Below are 15,785 nucleotides of genomic sequence, written 5' to 3'. Positions count from 1 at the left end.
CTGGGTGCAGCGCAGCGTAACCCGGGTTTCTACATATGAATAAGCCTATCAAACCCGGGTTACGCTGCGCTGCACCCAGGCTACAATATGGAACAAAAAGAGATAAAAAATAAATTTTTTAAAATGCCTAGACAGTAATTTTTTCACATGTCATATTCAGAGACGTTCTTTAACAAGGAAGTAATACGATGTCGAGCATGGCAAACAAAAAGGAATTTATACAATCAATGCCGCAAGGAATTGTTCCTCTTTTTTTTATTCAGATTGTTTCTACGTTAAGCTTCAGTGTTCTTTATTCAACGCTTGTTTTGTACATGGAAGGGCGGTTAGGGCTTCAAATCAGCACTGCGAACAGCGTCATGGGCGTTTTTATTGCTTTTAATTACGGGTTGCATTTGCTTGGTGGTTTTTGGGGAGGGCGGTTGCTCTCTAATCGCGCATTGTTTTGCGCAGGAATGGTGGCACAAACTATAGGTTGTGTCCTATTGTCATTTGGTGATATTTCATTTCTTTATTATGGCTTGGCAGCGTTCTTAACGGGTTCTGGGTTGAACGTGACGTGTTTAAATTGCATGCTAACCCAACGTTTCACTCCAGAAGATACTCGACGTGAAACAGCATTTCTCATGAATTATGCGGGTATGAATATTGGTTTTTTTGTTGGTTTTAGCTTAAGTGGATTATTTCAGTTGACTCAGAACTATGAACGACTCTTCCTTCTTAGCAGCTTGGGAAATTTGATTGCATTGATTATTTGTTTGTATTGTTGGCAACAATTATCAGATAAAGAAACGATTTTTTCTAGAAAAGACAAGATGTCCCAAAAAAAAGCCGTTCTTTTAGGTATTTTTCTGATAATGATGCTCCCATTTCTTTTAAGCCAAATGCTTCAATATGCAGATTGGGCTAAAAAATTGGTATTGGTAACAGGCTTTTTAATGCTGGGTGTAATTTTGTATTTGGCAAGACAACAACCAACAAAAGAAGCAAGAGATAAAATAGTTGCTTTTGCTGTACTTATGATTGTGGGGACTGTCTTTTGGATGCTTTATCAAATAGCGCCCATGGGTCTTACGGTCTTTATCGACCATAATGTACAGCGTGATTATGCAAGCTGGGTAATTCCACCGCAATGGTTTCAAAATATTAATACAGTAGCTATTGTTATTGGGGGGCCATTATTAGGTATTTTGCTGCATAGGATGCGCAAAAATGGGGTGCAAATTAATATTCCTACTCAATTTGCATTAGCATTGCTTTTTATTGGTATTGCTTTTGCAATATTACCTATTGGTATCGCTTATGCCAACTATGAAGGGTTGGTGAATCCCAGCTGGATTGTCTTGAGTTACGTTTTGCAGAGCATTGGCGAGCTTTTAATATCTCCAATTGGTTATGCTATGATAGGATATTTAGCCCCTTCATCGTTACAAGGTGTGATGATGGGAATGTGGATGTTAAATACGGGCGTGGGTGCTGCTTTGTCTAGCTACAGTTCAAACATGATGATTGAAGGACAAGAGAGTGTTTCACCTTTAGTCACTAATGATGGTTACAGCCATGTGTTTTTAATGTTAGGTTTATTTGCAATTGGTTCTTCAATTGTACTTTTTATCATGGTTCCCAAGTTACGGGAGTTACTCCAGGAAAAAAAGCCAATTGAATTACAAGAAGCCAACGGGATGGCTACGAATCGAGTGGTTGTATGTGAGTAATTTTTTTGTACCGATTAATACGGCAGAGTTAGAGTGGCATGGAACTCTGCCTTTCTCAACACAATATGATGATATTTATCACTCTTCCGAAGGTGGGATTGAGCAAGCACTCTATGTATTTATTGAGGGAAATGACTTAACCAAGCGTTGGCAATCTTTTTCTCCTGATGCGCCGCAACGATTTACCATAGCAGAAACTGGTTTTGGAATTGGCTTGAATTTTCTTGTAAGTTGGAGTTTGTGGGAGCAATATGCTCCTAAATCATGTCAATTACATTTTATTTCCAGTGAAAAGCATCCTTTGTCACGTGCAGACTTAACGAAAAGTCTTGCTTCCTGGCCACAATTGGAAAAGCAAGCTCAGCAACTCATAGCAAGTTATCCTGTATTAACTCCCGGATATCATAATCTTTCATTTTGTGATGGGAGAGTGACTCTGACATTAATGTTAGGAGACGCACTAGAATGTTATGAACAGCTATTAATTTGTGGCGAGTCCTCGCTTGAGAGTCAACTCAGAACAGCTTTTATTGACGCATGGTTCCTTGATGGTTTTGCTCCAGCCAAAAATCAAAATATGTGGTCTGATGCTTTAATGAAAGTAATTGCTCTGTTATCTAAAGAAGAAACAACTCTAGCAACTTATACAGCTGCAGGTTCTGTTAAAACAAGTTTAAGCCAGCACGGATTTGTTGTTAAAAAAAGAAAAGGATTTGGTCCAAAACGTCATATGGTTTGCGCTCGTTTTACACAGATATCAGTACAAAATGCTGCAAAGCGTCACACTCCGTGGCATGTAGGGAAACCAGAAAAGTACTCCAGCAAATCAGCTGTAATTATAGGCGCTGGCCTTGCAGGTTGTTTTACAGCGCATGCTCTTAATAAGCGAGGGTGGAACGTAACGATTATTGATGAGCTAAGTCAAATAGGGAGCGGCGGCTCAGCGAATCAGCAAGCGGTTTTATTTCCTAAACTATCCGCTTACAGTTCTCCTTTGACTCAATTTATGTTAGCTGCATTTTTATATGCTGTACGAACTTATCAATGCATCTTAAAGCAAACAAAAATTGGTGAGTTGAGTGGCTCTTTATTACTGTCTTACTCTGACAAGGAAAAAGCTGCTCAATCCAGTTTACGTACTTGGCTGGCTCATTATCCAGAGTTGGGTAGACTCGTAGATGTAGAACTCGCTTCGCAATTAGCAGGATTTGCGTTAGATAAACCTGGTCTGTATATTCCTCTATCAGGATGGATTAACTCTCCAGAATTATGTCAATTTTTAATTAATACGGAAGGTATTTCTTTATTGACTAATACGGTAATTGACCAATTGATTTTTGATAAGCGATGGGTTGTGAATGATTTGGAAACGGATGTTCTCATTTTAGCTAATGGTCATAAAATCAATTCGTTTAAAGAGACAAAGTATTTGCCTGTTAAACCCATTCGGGGGCAAATGACAGCAATTTTGTCAACAGAACAAAGCGCTTGTTTAAAATTGCCTTTATGTGGCCAGGGACACGTGCTTCCTGCAATAGAGGGTATTCATCATCTAGGCGCTACCTATGAGTTAAAATCAGCAGAATCTCAAATAAAACCTCAGGACGATCGGAGTAATTTGGCTAAGCTTCAACAATTAGCCCCAGAGATTTTATGGTCTGATGAAGTGAGTAATCATTGGGCGGGAGTCAGGGCATCAACTCCTGATTACCTTCCTTTAGTTGGAAAAATTGCAAAAGCAGAACAATTTGTAGAGCAATTTATCCGATTGGAAACGAATGCAAAGCGTTGGATAGCTCAATGTGGTCCCTATTATCCTGGGCTTTATGCCTGTGCCGGATTTGGTTCTCGAGGCCTTACAACAATTCCTTTGTGCGCAGAATGGCTCGCCTCGATAATCAATAACGAAATAAGCTGTTTGCCCAGAAATTTGCATTATGCTTTATCTCCCGCGCGTTTCTTACGTAAAAATATAATTCGGGGTGATATTAAAATCGATTGAGATGAGGTTCTCATTAGAGCATAATACTAAACCGGTAGTTTGAGCGAAGCAAGATACCGGAATCCACGCAAGAAATCCGGGTTCCGCTGCGCTGCACCCAGGCTACTATAGTTCACATATCATATTTAAGATCAAGGAGTGACAGCTAATGGCGAGTTCCATGGGCAAAGCCTTCAAACAGACAGTCAAAGAAAATAAACCACTACCGGTATTGGGAACCATAAATGCTTATTCTGCTATGCTCGCGCAGTTTTCTGGGGCTAAGGCAATATATCTTTCAGGAGCTGGTGTTGCGAATGCCTCTTATGGTATACCCGATCTTGGTATGACCAATCTATCGCAAGTTCTTGAGGATGCACGCCGAATTACCGAAGCGTGTTCTTTACCACTTCTTGTTGATGTGGATACAGGATGGGGGCATGCGTTTAATATTGCTAGAACCATAAAACTTATGGAGAAAACAGGTGTAGCAGCCATTCATATTGAAGATCAGGTACTGGCAAAACGATGTGGGCACAGACCCAATAAAGCGATTGTGTCTTTGAAAGAAATGGGTGACCGAATTAAATCAGCAGTTGATGCACGTCAGGATCCTGATTTTGTCATCATGGCGAGAACGGACGCCTATGCTGTTGAAGGAATGAGTGCAGCTATAGAAAGAGCATTGCTTTGTGTCGAATTAGGGGCTGATATGATATTTCCTGAGGCGATGACTCGTCTGGAGGAGTATCAAACCTTTACTCAGGCAATTCCTGTGCCTGTATTGGCGAATATCACTGAGTTTGGCAAAACCCCTTTATTTAATCGCGAAGAACTGAAACAGGTTGGTGTCTCGTTAATTTTGTACCCATTGAGTGCATTTAGAGCGATGTCCCAATCAGCGCTAAATACTTATAAAGCAATTCTTCAAGAGGGTACACAACAGTCCATGATCGATAAAATGCAAACTCGGGAAGAACTTTATGAGGTGCTTGGTTATTATCAATACGAACAAAAACTAGACCAATTGATGGAGGAAGACAATGAGTGTTAAAAGCGGCGGTTTAGCCGGTGTAGTTGCTGGCCAATCAGCAATTTGTACAGTTGGACTAGCAGGTAAAGGGTTGAATTATAGAGGTTACTCAATTGATGATTTAGCAGAATATGCCACGTTTGAGGAAGTAGCTTATTTATTACTTTATGGACGATTACCTACCCAAAAAGAATTGGATGCATATACAAAAAAATTAGTTAGTCTTAGAGCATTACCCGATACTTTAAAGACTGTACTTAAACTAATTCCCAAAAACACACATCCGATGGATGTTCTGAGAACGGGTTGTTCATTTTTGGGAACAATCGAACCAGAAAATAGTTTTTCACAACAATATGACATTGCAGATAGATTACTCGCTTTATTCCCAGGAATAATGTGCTACTGGTATGCATGGCATTTTCATAATAAAGAAATTTCTGGTTTAAGTGATGAGCAAACAACCGGGGCACATTTTCTTGCATTATTACATGGGCGTAAGCCAAGCAAATTAGAAGCTCAAATGATGAATGTATCATTGATTTTATATGCTGAGCATGAATTTAATGCCTCAACTTTTGCTGCACGAGTTACTGCTGCAACATTGGCTGATTTTTATTCTGCAATCACAAGTGCTATTGGTACTTTAAGAGGTCCTTTGCATGGAGGGGCTAATGAGGCAGCAATGGAGCTTATAGAACGTTTTGATAGTCCTGATCAAGCTGAAACTGAATTGAGGAACATGTTGCTTAATAAAGCACTCATTATGGGATTCGGACATCGAGTCTACACGACCAGTGATCCACGTTCTGATATTATCAAAAAATGGTCATTCCGTTTGGGTGAGGAGAAGGGCGAGCTTCTTTTATATCATATTTCAGAGCGCATTGAAGAAGTCATGTGGAATGAAAAAAAATTATTTCCAAATCTAGATTTTTATAGTGCTTCGGCATACCACTATTGTGGCATTCCTACGTTCTTGTTCACGCCAGTTTTTGTTATGTCACGTATTACAGGATGGTCAGCACATGTATTTGAACAAAGAGAGAATAATAAGTTGATAAGACCCACCTCTGAGTATACTGGACCTGAACCCCAAAAATTCCCAGCTATTGAGACGAGAGGGTAATTGTTCAGTCTATAACATTAATATGATGAATGAAATTAAAGTAGTGGGAAAGGCGGAGTGGTACTGCCATTAAGTTAAGGAGCAAAGCACTCTATCAACCTCCCGCGGCTTGTCCGCGGGAGGTAGGATACGATGTAATTTGTTAAATGATAGTTTCTAAGATTGAGTGAGTTAATCTGATGAGAAACAAATACCTAGATAAATAATGCACAGAGGTTATTATGCACAGCTATGTAGAAGATAACATTAAACCTGATTACGATCAGGTTATGATTGATATTGCGGATTATGTGCTAAACAAGAAAATTGATAGCGCTTTAGCCTATGAGACGGCACGTTTATGTCTTATGGATACACTAGGTTGTGGTATTTTGGCGTTAAATTTTGCTGAATGTACTAAGCTCTTAGGCCCAGTTGTTCCCGGTGCTACTCTGGCCGGTGGGGCACGAGTTCCAGGTACAGCATATGAATTAGAGCCTGTACAGGCAGCCTTCAATATAGGTGCTATGATACGTTGGCTGGATTTCAATGATACCTGGCTTGCGGCAGAGTGGGGTCATCCTTCTGATAATTTAGGGGCCATTCTTGCTGTAGCGGATTATATGTCCCGACAAAATTATGCCAACAAGGGTAATGCGCCAATTTTAATGCAGGATGTGCTTACCGCTATGATTAAGGCACATGAAATTCAAGGTTGCCTTGCATTGGAAAACAGTTTTAACCGGGTAGGGCTGGATCATGTCTTTTTAGTGAAAGTTGCCAGTGCTGCTGTTGCAGCTCAGCTTTTTGGCGCTGATAAAGACATGATGTTAAGAACTTTATCTCAAGTTTTTGTAGATGGTCAAAGTCTGAGAACATATAGGCATGCACCTAATGCTGGATCAAGAAAATCATGGGCGGCAGGAGATGCTACCTCAAGAGCAGTTCGCTTAGCGATAATTGCTAAAACAGGAGAAATGGGTTATCCAAGCGCATTAAGTGCTCCGACCTGGGGTTTCTATGATGTTCTTTTTGATAAAAAAATATTTAAATTTCAGCGTCCTTATGGCAGTTATGTGATGGAAAACGTTTTGTTTAAGTTATCTTATCCTGCCGAGTTTCATGCGCAAACTGCGGTTGAGTGTGCTGTGATGTTACATCCTATTGTCAAACACAGATTTGATGATATAACACGAATTGATTTAGTGACCCATGAGTCGGCAATTCGAATTATTAGTAAGCAAGGTACTCTGCATAATCCTGCTGATCGAGATCATTGTTTACAGTATATGGTTGCTATAGGCTTATTATTTGGTGATTTAAAAGCCGAACATTATGAAGATGATGTTGCAGCAGATCCCAGAATCGATTTACTACGTGAAAAAATGCATGTTACTGAAAATGAGCGTTTTTCTCGTGATTACCATGATCCAGAAAAGCGTTCAATTGCAAACAGCATCAAAATAATTTTCAAAGATGGTACTGAGAGTGATTTGATTACCATAGAGTATCCAATTGGTCACAAACGTAGACGTGAAGAAGGTATTCCTGTTTTATTATCCAAGTTTAAAAAGAACTTAAGCACCCAGTTTTCTGTAGAGCAGGTGGAACGAATCATGCAGGCAATGAGTGATACGAATGCACTTGCAGCAATGAAAGTGCATGATTTTATGCAGTTATGGGTTGTATCGTAGTTCTCCAATGGTCTGAGCAGCAAAATGCTGCTGTGCCTGATGCTACTGCTGTAAAATATACTATTCGTCAAAGTTGCAAAACTTTTTTAGCTAATGATAGCCGATATGATTGTAATGCGGATTTTCCTAGTGCTGCCAACTAGTGCTCCGGTAGCCTGGGTGCAGCACAGCGAAACCCGGGTTCCGCTGTGCTGCACCCAGGCTACATTGAAAGGAAAATGTACCTGTCTATATTTTACGGTGTAAACCTGACGCGGCCAGTATTTTGGTTGATATTTCCTCAATAGAATATTTTGTCGAATTAATGTAAGGAATTTTTTCCTTTTGGTACATGGCTTCAACTTCATTTACTTCCAGGCGACATTGTTCTGGTGAAGCATATTTACTATGGGGTCTGCGTTCTGCTCTGATGTGTTGCAGGCGCTGAGGGTCAATGGTTAATCCAAACAGTTTGTTTTTATAAGGCTTTAACACCTCAGGTAATCTAAAGCCAATAATATCTTCCTCAGTAAAAGGATAATTAGCAGCCAAAATTCCATATTGAAGTGCCATATACAAGCAGCTTGGTGTTTTTCCGCAACGTGAAACGCCAATGAGAATAATATCTGCCTTGTCATAACCTCGAGTTTTCACGCCATCATCATGAGATAATGCAAAATCTATTGCTTCAAGTCGGTGCAAATAAAGTTTACTGTTACCCACACCATGAGTTCTTCCGACTGTATAAGAAGATTTTTCATTAAGCTCTTCTTCCATGGGACCAATAAAAGTACTAAATAAGTCAAATACACGAGCATGTGCTTTTTTAAAGTAATTTCTGATTTCGGGATCAATTAACGTCATAAATACTAATGGTTTGATTCCATGTTCCTCGAAGGCATGGTTAATTTGTTGAAGGGCATCTTCTGCTTTTTTTAAAGAATCAACGTAGGGAATCGTGAGCCGTTCAAATTGTGTATTTTCAAATTGAGTAATCAAACTATGGCCTAAAGTTTCAGCGGTAATCCCTGTACCATCAGAGATCATAAAAACATAACGTTTCATGAGTTGCCTTATAAGAAAAATGCTCTATATTCTATTTTAAAATGAATTAGTTAATATCACCAGTAAGTGTACTTATTTAAATCCATCTGCTATCTTAAATTAAAGAAAAGGATATTATAGGGGTAATATGGAACAAGATCGATTCGGAAGTAATAGTAAGCTCTATATTTTGGGTATGATTTGCTTAGTACTTTCTCTGGGCTTGTTTTTCTTTAGTTTATATATTTTACCTTATCTTGTTTGGGGATTGAACTATAATGTTCCTGATATGGTTTTGACCATGCTGAGTTCATTGCAGGATGATTATAACTACACTGTGGGAGCAAGCAAACTTATAGTTTGGTTAATATTTTTTGTTCCCTGCGTGATTACTGGATTGATTTCCTATTTTGTATCCAATTATATTGATAACAATCTTTACAAGTCTGAATTGTACGTGGAGGGAGAGTCAGAAAATCCTCCCAGTAAACAAATTGGTAAAGAAATAAAAGAGTCCGCTGGTTTTGGACTAAAAATTCTTGGTTTAATGATCCTCATTGTAATCGTGATTTTTTTATTACAATATCTTATCCAAGCAACATCATAATAAGTGGCAGGAGAGTTTATGGCCTTTTTAAAACGTTGGCAGATTAGAAGAATTGTTAAGAAAATAAAAGCCATGCAAGCGAATCGGGTAAATAATCAACCCGGAGATGAAATGGTGAAAAAAGAAAGTGCCTATTATTTTGAATTGGCAGCCATTTACAGCAAATTGAAAGGAAATAAAAAATTTCCTTTTGCACACCTCATGTACATGGAGTGTTATAGAGCAGCAGCAATGCTGGATAATGCAGAAGCGAATTATCAATTAGGACAAATGATTCTTGAAGAAGCTAAATTCAGACAGAATTTGGAAAAAGAAGGTGTTTTTAAAAGTGAAGCTAATTTGAAGAAATGCAATCAGCTTTTTGAAGAAGCGCATGCATATTTATTAGCCGCAATCGCATTAAATCATATTGCTGCAAAACGATTAAGGGGACTTAGTTTCATTAATGGATGGGGATTGGAAGCAGATAAGAAGACGGGTTTTGAGTTAATTGTCGCAAGTATTGAGGAAGAAGGATCTTGGGATAGAGTTCCTCAAATTTTTGCGTCCATGGGTCTCAATAAACCTGAGTTTTTTTCGCAAATTATGCAACGTAGAAAATCATCATAAACATTCAATTCTATGCGACTTTTAGCCTGGGTATTCAGTAAAGACAATACTCGGGCGATGTCTCGTTTTTTTGTTTTCTCAGTATCTGCTATAACTTCAGGAAGGTCATCACCTCAAGTCCTGTTTGGAATGAACAAGGACTAATAAGGTAGGCTGAGGGGTAACCTGTGGCATTAAAAAGGCTTTTTAGTGTATAATTATCACTCTATCTTGTATGATTATGAACACAAATGCATCTCATCTCTTAATTTATGCCACATCAATACAATAAAAAAATTAAGCGCCCAATAACACCTAATGAAAAGCTGTATCTTATTGGCGATACGATGAATCATTCTTTTTCACTGCAGCTGGTGCTTGAAATGGATTCAGAAGTGGATGTATCTTCCCTCAGTCAGGCTATTATTCAAACGAACGCATTGAATCCATACGTTCATTTATGCGCAAAGTTAAAATATATTAATCCGATTTGGTATGCCCCCTCAAAAACTTCAATAAATTCTGAGCCTGTTCAAATTTTAGAGATGGAATGGGATGGTCATAATATTCAATCTGCCTCATTTTTCCATGGGCATCAATTTAATGCTGGACATTCTGCTTCACATGTTACTTATGTAAAGGGAGCACGTCATTTTTTGGTATTTCGTGCTTTTCATGGGGTAATGGATGGTATGGGCTTATATCATTGGGCGAGCGATGTTTTTCGTGCATGGAGAAAACAGCCTTTAATTGGTACGAATCTGGCGATGACCGATTATGAATTCCTTAGTCAAAAAAGAAAAATGAAACGCCGTCCAAATTTCCCATTGGATTGTATTACACCAACAGGAAATACTGGTTTTGCTCATACTCATTATTTATGGCATAAGGTAACGCTTCCCGGAAAAATCAATGCCATAACCGCCAAGATTTGCCAAATATTGTTATCTGCCAGCACGGCTCGAGGTGCTGAAAAGGCTCGCTTCATGCTTCCGGTAGATTTACGTCATCATGTACCTAATGGGAATACCACAGCTAATTTTGCAAACCCAATTTTTATTGAGGCGAAAAAAGGGGCGAGTTGGCCAGTCATTTATAGTGATATAGTAAAGCAACTCAGTAACCAAAATGAACTACACGTTGGGAAGTATGATTCTTGTTTGCGTCATTTGCCTTTGTCTTTGTTAAAAGGCCTGCTTAATGCACTGATTTATTATCAAAACAAAAAAAATCGATACATGATGTCTGGAATCGTATCGAAACTATCAATTAATTTATCGAATTTCAATTCGGAACAGGATAGCAAGGCCATTGATGGTTATTTTTTGCCAATTAATGTTCCTATTGCTCCTATTGTCCTTATTGTGACAGAGCACAACGATGCAACAACAATCTGCTTCTCTGTATCCAACGCACACGCTACACTTGAAGAATGTACCCATTTAGTTGATCAATTGAAAAAATTGGTTAATGAAACTGAGTTCGCTTTAGATAATGATCGGGCCTATTGCGACACACTATGGCCGGTATATAACCAAACTGATATTGCCTACTCTCAAGAAAAAACTATTTTTACAAAGATATGGGAGAAAGCACGAGAACATTCTTGTGAACATGCTTTAATTTCCAAAAAACAGATTTTGACTTATCAACAATTGAGTCACCGTGTTTTGGAAATTGCCAGCTATTTTGCCGATTTAGGTGTATGCCGCGGAGATAATGTTGCTCTTTATTTATCAAGAAATGAAGATATGGTTTGCTCCATGCTGGCTTGTTGGTATTTAGGTGCTGCTTATATTCCCATTGATATAAAATCACCCGTTGGTTGGGTTCTCACTCTATTAGAAGATGCACAACCTACTTTAGTTGTTCAGGAGCAGTATGCAGAGCTAAGGAAAAGTTACTCGGGATTATGTACACACATTCCATTACACATCATGAGTACCAATATGCCAAAGAGAAGTGTAAATTTACTCACTCAGTTGGCTTATATTATTTATACTTCGGGCTCTACAGGTAAGCCCAAAGGAGTAATGATTAGTCATGGCCAATTGTTGAATTATTTATCCTGGGCAGTTGATGCATATCGAAATAATGATCAACCTTATTATACAGCGTTATTTACAAGTATCGCTTTTGATTTGACGGTGACAACATTATACTTGCCTTTACTCACGGGGGGCAGCATGAGGCTCATTCCTGAGTCTATTAACCCTCTGATATTAAAGAAAATACTTGCAAATCAAGCGATCAACTTTTTAAAGCTCACCCCATCGCACTTGAGAATGATAAGCAGTTTACCCATGAGTGCGCAACACCAAGTAACTTTAGTTGTGGGTGGTGAAGAGTTGTCTTGTAAGTTGGCCAAATCAGTTGTGGAAAAAATACCTGGCGCTCGAATATTTAACGAATATGGTCCTACAGAAACTACAGTAGGCTGTATGACTTATCAATATGATACGAAACATGATCTTCACGGCAGTGTACCTATTGGTATTCCCATGGCAAATACACGTATTTATTGTCTTGATAGCCAATTTAAGCCAGTCAGACTTGAAGAAGAAGGTGAAATTTATATTGCCGGGAGCAATGTTGGGGTTGGTTATTTGAACGATCTTGAACTAACCAATAAACGTTTTATGAGTGATCCATTTTTCCCTGGCCAGCGTATGTATCAAAGTGGTGATTTAGCGAAACATAGAGAAGATGGACTCTTAATTTATTTAGGAAGAAAGGATCAACAAATAAAAATTCGTGGTCATCGTATTGAGTTATCGGAAATAGAAAATGCTTTATTAGCAATGGATAACATATCACAAGCAGTAGTAACGCTAATCAAACTGAATTACCCCATAGGGGGAGAAAAGAACGAGTTAATTGCCTATGTGGTATCGAACTCAAAAGAACAGGCAGTTGATTTGCAGAAAAAATTATCTGAAACACTTCCATATTATATGGTACCAAGATATTTTATTTTTTTGATTGAGTTGCCCCTCACAGTGAATGGGAAAATCGATTATAAAAAACTACCAAAACCTAGTTTTGAATCGACTTTACCTAAGATAGATAAGCATGAAGATTTATTAACACAAATTCGTCAATTATTTGCAAGCGTACTATCATTACCCCTTGAAGTTATTGATAATCATGTTACTTTTGGCGACATGGGAGGTGACTCCATGCAAATGGCTTACATGATTAATGAACTGCTTGTAAAAATGATTTCTGCTGAGCACCATTATGCTTTTGCCAATGGACTGGAGCGACTATTAGTTAGTGCAACACCGCTTAATTTTTATGAGCATCTGTCAAAAATTATTTAAGAAAAGGAAATTCTGTTCTTAACGATTGCATGATTTTAAAGTAGGTATTGGTTTTTAAGGAATATGTAAATGAACATTTTAGTTACTGGAGGTAGGGCGCCGGCCACCATGGATATTATACGTAGTCTCATTAATCAGGGATATCAGGTTTATGGTGCTGAGAGTATGCTTTATCCGCTTGCGCGATGTGTTAAAGGAATAAAAAAGCATTTTGTTATTCCTAAACCGAATGATGATTTGGCTGCATTTTTAAAAGCAATTAAAGACATAGTGATTCAATATAAAATTGATCTACTTATTCCTACATGTGAAGAAATTTTTCATATAAGTCAGGGCTATGAAGAATTGTCGAAGCATACTAAGTTGTTATGCGAGCCTTTTGAACGTTTGAGTCAATTACATAATAAATATGCGTTTAATCAGCTTGTCAGTGAATATGGTTTGACCGCGCCTAAAAGTTGGTTAATGAATACTGATGAGGACAAACAAATTCTTCCTAAGGATGAAGCGCTTGTTTTAAAACCTGTGTTTTCTCGTTTTGGTTCACGTACGTTAATTAAACCTTCGCAAAAAATCATTTCCGACCTTACTATTAGTGAACCTTATATTGCGCAGCACTTTATTCAAGGAAAAGAATACAGTACTTATGCTATCGCCCATAAAGGCGACGTACTGATTCAATCGTGTTATCACTCCAAATATCAGGCGGGTCGTTCAACTGGAATTTATTTTGAACCTGCGGAAATAAAACCAATCAGTGAATTTATTAAGATTTTTTGTAAACGTTTCGAATTCAGTGGCCAAATTGCTTTTGATTTTATTTTGGCGAATGATAAAGCTTATGTATTGGAGTGTAACCCAAGAGTAACCAGTGGCTTCCATTTACTTACAGATAAAATTGACTGGCATACTATTTTAAGTGGGCAAAGGCAATATGACATACCCAATATGCAAAATATGCAGCCTCACATGCTGGGGCAAGGAATGGTGCTTCATTGCTTGAAATATATACCAAAAAATCCACGTCAATTTATTAAAGACTATCAAAGGGCACATGATGTATTAAAGCATAAAGCGTATCCTTGGCTTCGATTAAAAAGTACATTGATGATGCTTAATGTACTTTGTAGAGCAATCAGAGTGAAGAAAGGGTTTTATCCTGCATCAACTTATGACATTGATTTTAATGGAATTGAAAATCTGTCGAAATAAATTTTATTTCGACTTTTTCTGTTTTTTGCTAAAGGGGATTAAGTAAGTATAAAACCGGGAAATGGTTTTATTTGCCTATACTTTAAATAGCTAACCCTCAAGGAAATCAAAAATGAAAAAAATACTATTAAGTAGTATTGGATTCTTATTTGTTACACAAACTTTGGCACTTAACTCACCTATAGTGAATTCAGATGAAAATAAATCCTTATTGCCATCCCCTTACCCTGTTTATGTTTTAGGAAATAAGGGGGTCATTAATCATCCTTATCCTGGTGCAGAACGCGCGCTTTTACCAACAGATAACAGCTACACTATGTCCCCTGGATGTTATATCGCATGTTATTCGCATAATAACCATGGTATTTATCCTGTTGCTGAAGATATTTACGTAATGGGGCAAATTCGTGTTAAGGGCGAATATGTAGCACGAATTTGCCAGCCTGAAGGATATAAGGGAATGGACATCAGTAAAGCAGACAAATTCAAATTTCTCTGCTCTGAGAAATTTAAGGACTGTAAAAATAATGCGTGTTGGGCGGGAGGCGATACCGGAGGTTGGTTTGGTATTCAGTAGCGGTTTTTGGTCTGGTGAATTTTTAATATAAGCTGTATTGATAAGAATTTGACTTTTTTTATGCAAGGAGTAGTAAATCGATGAAAATAGCAGTATGCAGCGATGCACTCTATCCCGTTAATGATTATGTTGTGGAAGAACTAAAGCGGTTAGGGCATGAGGTTATTCTATTTGGCGCAATTAAATCACGACACAGTGAACCGTGGATTCAAACCGCTCAAATTGCTGCTGAGGCGATTCATCAAGGAGAATGTGACGAAGGTATTTTCTTTTGTTGGACTGGAACGGGCATTTCAATTGTGGCAAATAAAATACCTGGTATAAGAGCTGCTTTATGTGTGGATGCTCAAACGGCAAAAGGTGCAAGAATATGGAATCGAGCTAATGTTTTAGCTTTATCCAATCGGCTGTTAACTCAAGATTTAGCAAAAGAAATTTTAGATGCCTGGTTTAATACTAAAACCGATGAAGAGGGTGAGCAGATTATTAAAGAAATTGAAGCAATAGAGCGAGAGTACCGCTAGTTTCAATAGCCCATAGGAGTTGTCAGTGTCGCGAAAATTGGGATTAGCTTGCGGAATAAAATAGACAAAATTTTTTGCTTTTAAATCATCAACAAAGTACTATCTTATGAAATGGTTTTTCAATATCAAATAATATACAGGATGCCGCTACAGGGAATGAGCAATTTATTAGCGCACTCATTCCTTTGAGATTGCAATCAATTGCTGCTAACTGTTGTTCATTTCCATTAAATCATTCGTTTTTATTATGCAAGGAGCATTGATGAATTGTCGTTTCTTTATTTCTGTAGTAGGAGCTGGTGTGTTGGCCAGTCAAGCCTCGGCAGGGACTATGGGCCCTGTTATGCCCGCCAAAGACTGGGCCTGGGTAGGTTCTGTGAGCGCGGGTCCTGTTTGGGCC

12 protein-coding genes are annotated in these 15,785 nt (G+C 38.3%); 11 read left to right on the top strand and 1 reads right to left on the bottom strand.

The annotated features are described in order from the left end of the window. Nucleotides 1-188 precede the first annotated feature (188 nt). The 5 genes from Lani_RS08545 (at nucleotide 189) to Lani_RS08525 (ending at nucleotide 7,531) form a co-directional block, all read left to right on the top strand. Nucleotides 189-1,715 carry a peptide MFS transporter gene (locus Lani_RS08545; RefSeq protein ID WP_019232398.1) on the top strand — a complete coding sequence of 509 codons (1,527 nt, stop codon included), beginning with the start codon at nucleotides 189-191 and terminating at the stop codon, nucleotides 1,713-1,715. Next, nucleotides 1,708-3,717 carry a bifunctional tRNA (5-methylaminomethyl-2-thiouridine)(34)-methyltransferase MnmC2/FAD-dependent 5-carboxymethylaminomethyl-2-thiouridine(34) oxidoreductase MnmC1 gene (mnmC, locus tag Lani_RS08540; RefSeq protein WP_019232397.1) on the top strand — a complete coding sequence of 670 codons (2,010 nt, stop codon included), beginning with the start codon at nucleotides 1,708-1,710 and terminating at the stop codon, nucleotides 3,715-3,717. Before Lani_RS08545 ends, mnmC begins: the two co-directional genes overlap by 8 nt. A 148-nt stretch (nucleotides 3,718-3,865) precedes the next feature. After that, nucleotides 3,866-4,750: a methylisocitrate lyase gene (gene prpB, locus Lani_RS08535; RefSeq protein WP_019232396.1), complete on the top strand. Its 885-nt coding sequence runs from the start codon at nucleotides 3,866-3,868 to the stop codon at nucleotides 4,748-4,750. Continuing rightward, nucleotides 4,740-5,858 (top strand): bifunctional 2-methylcitrate synthase/citrate synthase, encoded by a 1,119-nt coding sequence (gene prpC, locus Lani_RS08530; RefSeq protein ID WP_019232395.1) that lies wholly within the window; start codon nucleotides 4,740-4,742, stop codon nucleotides 5,856-5,858. The genes prpB and prpC overlap by 11 nt, the downstream gene beginning before the upstream one ends. Nucleotides 5,859-6,079: 221 nt before the next feature. Next, nucleotides 6,080-7,531 (top strand): bifunctional 2-methylcitrate dehydratase/aconitate hydratase, encoded by a 1,452-nt coding sequence (locus Lani_RS08525; RefSeq protein WP_019232394.1) that lies wholly within the window; start codon nucleotides 6,080-6,082, stop codon nucleotides 7,529-7,531. A gap of 228 nt (nucleotides 7,532-7,759) precedes the next feature. On the opposite strand, the gene ppsR is transcribed toward Lani_RS08525, so the two are convergent. After that, the gene (gene ppsR / locus Lani_RS08520; RefSeq protein WP_019232392.1) at nucleotides 7,760-8,575 is read right to left on the bottom strand and encodes a posphoenolpyruvate synthetase regulatory kinase/phosphorylase PpsR; all 816 of its coding nucleotides are present in this window, start codon (nucleotides 8,573-8,575) and stop codon (nucleotides 7,760-7,762) included. Nucleotides 8,576-8,702: 127 nt separating this feature from the next. On the opposite strand from ppsR, the gene Lani_RS08515 reads away from it, so the two are divergent. The 6 genes from Lani_RS08515 (at nucleotide 8,703) to Lani_RS08490 (ending at nucleotide 15,385) form a co-directional block, all read left to right on the top strand. Beyond that, nucleotides 8,703-9,161 carry a membrane protein gene (locus tag Lani_RS08515; protein ID WP_019232391.1) on the top strand — a complete coding sequence of 153 codons (459 nt, stop codon included), beginning with the start codon at nucleotides 8,703-8,705 and terminating at the stop codon, nucleotides 9,159-9,161. An 18-nt stretch (nucleotides 9,162-9,179) separates the two neighbouring features. After that, nucleotides 9,180-9,770, top strand: coding sequence for an SEL1-like repeat protein (locus tag Lani_RS08510; protein WP_019232390.1), 591 nt, complete (start codon nucleotides 9,180-9,182; stop codon nucleotides 9,768-9,770). Between the two features lie 326 nt (nucleotides 9,771-10,096). Next, the gene (locus Lani_RS08505; RefSeq protein WP_160163600.1) at nucleotides 10,097-13,072 is read left to right on the top strand and encodes a non-ribosomal peptide synthetase; all 2,976 of its coding nucleotides are present in this window, start codon (nucleotides 10,097-10,099) and stop codon (nucleotides 13,070-13,072) included. A gap of 69 nt (nucleotides 13,073-13,141) precedes the next feature. Then, nucleotides 13,142-14,284, top strand: coding sequence for an ATP-grasp domain-containing protein (locus Lani_RS08500; protein ID WP_019232388.1), 1,143 nt, complete (start codon nucleotides 13,142-13,144; stop codon nucleotides 14,282-14,284). A gap of 112 nt (nucleotides 14,285-14,396) precedes the next feature. After that, complete coding sequence (locus Lani_RS08495; protein ID WP_019232387.1) at nucleotides 14,397-14,861, top strand: hypothetical protein; 465 nt, start codon at nucleotides 14,397-14,399, stop codon at nucleotides 14,859-14,861. 80 nt (nucleotides 14,862-14,941) lie between these two features. Beyond that, complete coding sequence (locus Lani_RS08490) at nucleotides 14,942-15,385, top strand: RpiB/LacA/LacB family sugar-phosphate isomerase (protein WP_019232386.1); 444 nt, start codon at nucleotides 14,942-14,944, stop codon at nucleotides 15,383-15,385. Nucleotides 15,386-15,785 lie beyond the last annotated feature (400 nt).

This window comes from Legionella anisa, assembly GCF_001467525.1.
In the GTDB taxonomy this organism is placed as follows: domain Bacteria; phylum Pseudomonadota; class Gammaproteobacteria; order Legionellales; family Legionellaceae; genus Legionella; species Legionella anisa.
This window is presented reverse-complemented; position numbering and strand designations above follow the sequence as displayed.